This is a genomic window from uncultured Meiothermus sp. (assembly GCF_937863175.1).
Lineage (GTDB): Bacteria > Deinococcota > Deinococci > Deinococcales > Thermaceae > Meiothermus.
Map to the genome: position 1 here is coordinate 1 of NZ_CALMCQ010000436.1, position 3,384 is coordinate 3,384.

5 protein-coding genes are annotated in these 3,384 nt (G+C 60.7%); 1 reads left to right on the plus strand and 4 read right to left on the minus strand.

All coding sequences use genetic code 11. The features are described from left to right. Positions 1–288, plus strand: a 288-nt coding sequence (locus tag Q0288_RS16245; protein WP_299432799.1) for a hypothetical protein, incomplete at its 5' end; no start/stop codon positions are given. Here Q0288_RS16245 and Q0288_RS16250 read toward each other — a convergent pair. The 4 genes from Q0288_RS16250 to thrC form a co-directional block, all read right to left on the minus strand. Then, on the minus strand, positions 255–1,022 hold the full coding sequence (locus tag Q0288_RS16250; RefSeq protein ID WP_299432802.1) for a nitrilase-related carbon-nitrogen hydrolase: 768 nt from the start codon (positions 1,020–1,022) through the stop codon (positions 255–257). The two genes, Q0288_RS16245 and Q0288_RS16250, sit on opposite strands and share 34 nt — an antisense overlap. Beyond that, positions 1,019–1,366 carry a hypothetical protein gene (locus Q0288_RS16255; RefSeq protein ID WP_299432804.1) on the minus strand — a complete coding sequence of 116 codons (348 nt, stop codon included), beginning with the start codon at positions 1,364–1,366 and terminating at the stop codon, positions 1,019–1,021. The genes Q0288_RS16250 and Q0288_RS16255 overlap by 4 nt, the downstream gene beginning before the upstream one ends. A 20-nt stretch (positions 1,367–1,386) precedes the next feature. Beyond that, on the minus strand, positions 1,387–1,698 hold the full coding sequence (locus Q0288_RS16260; protein ID WP_299432810.1) for a hypothetical protein: 312 nt from the start codon (positions 1,696–1,698) through the stop codon (positions 1,387–1,389). Positions 1,699–2,162: 464 nt separating this feature from the next. Then, positions 2,163–3,384 (minus strand): threonine synthase (gene thrC / locus Q0288_RS16265; protein WP_299432807.1); only part of this gene is annotated, 1,222 nt, incomplete at its 5' end.

Genomic DNA, 3,384 nt, shown 5'->3' on the forward strand with positions numbered 1-3,384 from the left:
GGCTGGGGCTGGGGGGTAGGGGGGGTCTGGCTTAACCTGGGGTGGTTCGTCTACCAGAACGAACTTGGGCAGGGCTGGTTGTTTTATATGCGCGGGGTGGGGCTGGCATTTGTGCTCGCAGCGGGCTTCCGGCAGTATGGTCTGGCCTGGGCGTTGCTGCCCTGGCCCTTACTCATCATGGGGGGCCTGAACGTACAGACGCTCTGGCCCTACTTTCCAACCTGGGGCGAGGGTTTGATGCTGGGGGTGGTGGCCTACTTGCTGGTTGGGCTTTTCAAAAGGCCCTGATATAACTCAGGGCGGCGCTCGGACAGTACCCGGAATTCCTGCCTGAGGCGGGTGGGAAAGGAGGAGTCTACCTTCACCACCCCGACCCCCTCGGTCTCCACCCGTAGCATCTCCATGCCCATAGGATCTACGGCCAGGCTGGCTGCGCCAAAGGGGTCTTCGGCGTGATTAACTGCGATCAGATAGGCCTGGTTTTCGGCGGCTCGAGCCTTGCAGAATAGTTCCCAGGCATAGCTGCGGCTCAGGGGCCAGGCCGAGGGAATCAGAAACAGGTTGACCCCTTGCAGCGCATAGCTACGGAAGAGTTCAGGAAAACGCAGGTCGAAGCAGATGGCAATACCTACCGTAAAGCCACCCAGATCTAGCGTGACCAGTTCCTGCCCCGGAATCATGGCCTCTGGCTCGCCAAAGGCCGGAATCAGATGGGTTTTGGTGTAGCAGGCCAGCACACCTGCTGGCCCGATGACCTGGGCCCGGTTGGCGTAACGCTCACCCGCTTCTTCCAACACCCCCGCCACCAGGGTCATGCCGCTGTGGGCACAGAAGCTCTGAAGTTGTGAAAGCACTACTGGGGTCTGGGCGGCATCGGGATAGCGGTAGCCACTGGGGAATAGCTCGGGCAACACCGCAACCCTTGCGCCGGCTTGATGGGCCTGGTTCAACAGCTCGAGGGCTCTTTCCAGCGTAGCCAGCGGAGTTTCGCGGGTTGCCAGGTGTACCAGGGCGACTTTCACGTTCTCCCCCGCAGGCGGTAGGCTAGATAAGGCAGACCCAGCCCCAGGAGACTGCCCAGCAGCGCGGCCCCGAACTGTCCGCCCACACCCAGGACGAGCCCACCCAGTTGCGCCAGTACCAGGGCTGCCAGCACGTAGATGTAAAGCGGGATGACAAACGGCTTACCGCTGCCATACTGCACCAGCCCCGCCCCAACCAGGGCCGTGACCGAAAGGGTCGAGCCAAAGGAGCTGGGTTGTATGAAAAAAAACCAGATGAAACCAGCAATCCCGGCATAGATCAGGGTGCGGGCCAGGCGGTCGGGGGCCAGCATACTCCCCAGAAATATGACCAGCCGGTCCACATCAGCCCTTCAGAGTGTGGTTAGCCCTTCACAAAAAGCCTGACCACCAGGCTGGCCAGGATAAGCCCGATCCCACCCCAGGCCACCTGTGGTTCGCTGCCTGCAAAGCCCAGGATTGCCGCAAACACACCCGCACTCAGGAAGCCAATGGCATACCGGGGATGGACGGTCAGGCCCAACAACCCGGCCACTAAAAAGCCCGAAATGGCCGGAGGCAGGCCAGCAGCAAAGGCCACCATCGTGATCAGGAGGGCCAGGGTTATCACCAGACCGACAACATACGCCCCTGGAAAGGGTTCTTTGTTGGTTTTTTCTTTTGCTTTTTCTGCCATATCAGACTCCCGCCCAGTGTACAGCCTCCGCCCCACAACTCCAAAGCCAGTCTGGATTTCGCGGGCGGGGTTTTTGCCCTGCCGCGTCCAAAGGGTGAGCTGCACATCACTTTTTTGGAAATCCCCCGCAGTCTCAGCGGTCTGGAAAAAAGTGCTCTCGCCTCACACGTCCTCCCATGCATGACCCCTGCAGGAGTAGATGTCATACCTCCTGGCAGTGGCCCCAGGTATCTCCAGGTTAGGCATTTGCTCTACCCACCGAGACCAGGCCACTGAGCCGCACCAGCGCAAACCCCAGAAGTGCACCAGGTAAAACCATAACCGAAATATCTATCGTGGGCGCACATAGTACGAAATGGCCAGCCACGCTCGACCTGCGACACCCTCGAAGGGTATGCGCCAGTCTATAAAACCAGGTACCAAACCACGCGACCCAGCCAGCTGCGGGGTATGGACGGCTCGAGTCAGGACAGCAGCTCCCGTCTGAGGGCTTCCAGCGTTGGCTCGAGGATCCCGACGCTGGTGGGGAGGCGGTAGAGGGCTTCCAGGGTTTCCTCCCTGGCTGGCTCCTGTCCCAGGGCTTGCGCGACGGCCCCGGGGAATTTGGCGGGGTGGGCACAGGCCAGGCTGATGATGGGGGTGGGGTCGGCGGTCTCCTGACGGTAGCGGTGCAGCGCCTCGAGCCCTACGGCGGTGTGGGGACAGGCGGTATAGCCGTAGGCATCGAAGGTTTTTTTCGTGCGCTCGAGGGTGGCCGGATCGGAGACGGTGGTTCCCCAGACCCACGAACGCAGTTTTTGCGGGCCAAAAAGCGCGTAGAGCCGCTCAAAATTGCTGGGCGAGCCCACGTCCATCGCGTTGGAAAGGGTGGGGATGGTGGGGTTGAACTTATAGGCTTCGGCTTTACCACGCAGAAAGTCGGGGAAGAAGTGGTTTTCGTTGTGGGCAGCAATAAACCTGTGGATGGGAGGCCCCATCAACGCCGCCAGCATGCCGGCCATCAGGTTGCCCAGATTTCCACTGGGGACACAAAAGTTAACTTCCCTGGGGCTGCTCTCCACCCTTTCCCCCCGCAGCGAAGGGTGGGCGTGTATCTGATGGATGGCCCAAAGGTAGTACAGCGACTGCGGCAACAACCGCCCGATGTTGATGGAGTTGGCGCTGCTCAAGGGCAGGTGCGAGAGATCGGGGTCCAGAAAGGCTTCCTTGACCATGCGCTGACAGTCGTCGAAGGTGCCTTCGACTGCGAAACTGCGAACGCCGGGGCGCTGGGTGATGAGCTGGCGCTCCTGCACCTCGCTGACCCGGCCTTTGGGATAGAGCAAGACCACCTCGATGTTGCGCTGCCCCGCGAAGCCGTCGGCCACCGCGCTGCCGGTGTCGCCGGAAGTGGCCACCAGGATGATGCGTTGCTCGCCACGCTGTTGCAGGAAATACTGCATCAGGCGGGCCATGGTGCGGGCGCCAAAATCTTTGAAGGAGAGGGTGGGGCCGTGGAAGAGCTCGAGCACGAACAAATCATCCGAGAGTCTGACCAGTGGGCAAGGGAAGTTGAGGGCATCGTACACAATGTTTTCCAGTTCAGCTCGAGGAATTTCGCCCCCAAGCCACTCCCCCAGAACCCGCACACCCACCTCTGCGATAGAGCCTGCGTTTAGCCAATTTGCAGGTGCAATGCTGGGAATA

What these genes read in the sequence shown, in the direction of transcription:
- Q0288_RS16260 (WP_299432810.1), bottom strand. Translation starts at nt 1,698, where the DNA reads ATGGCAGAAAAAGCAAAAGAAAAAACCAACAAAGAACCCTTTCCAGGG.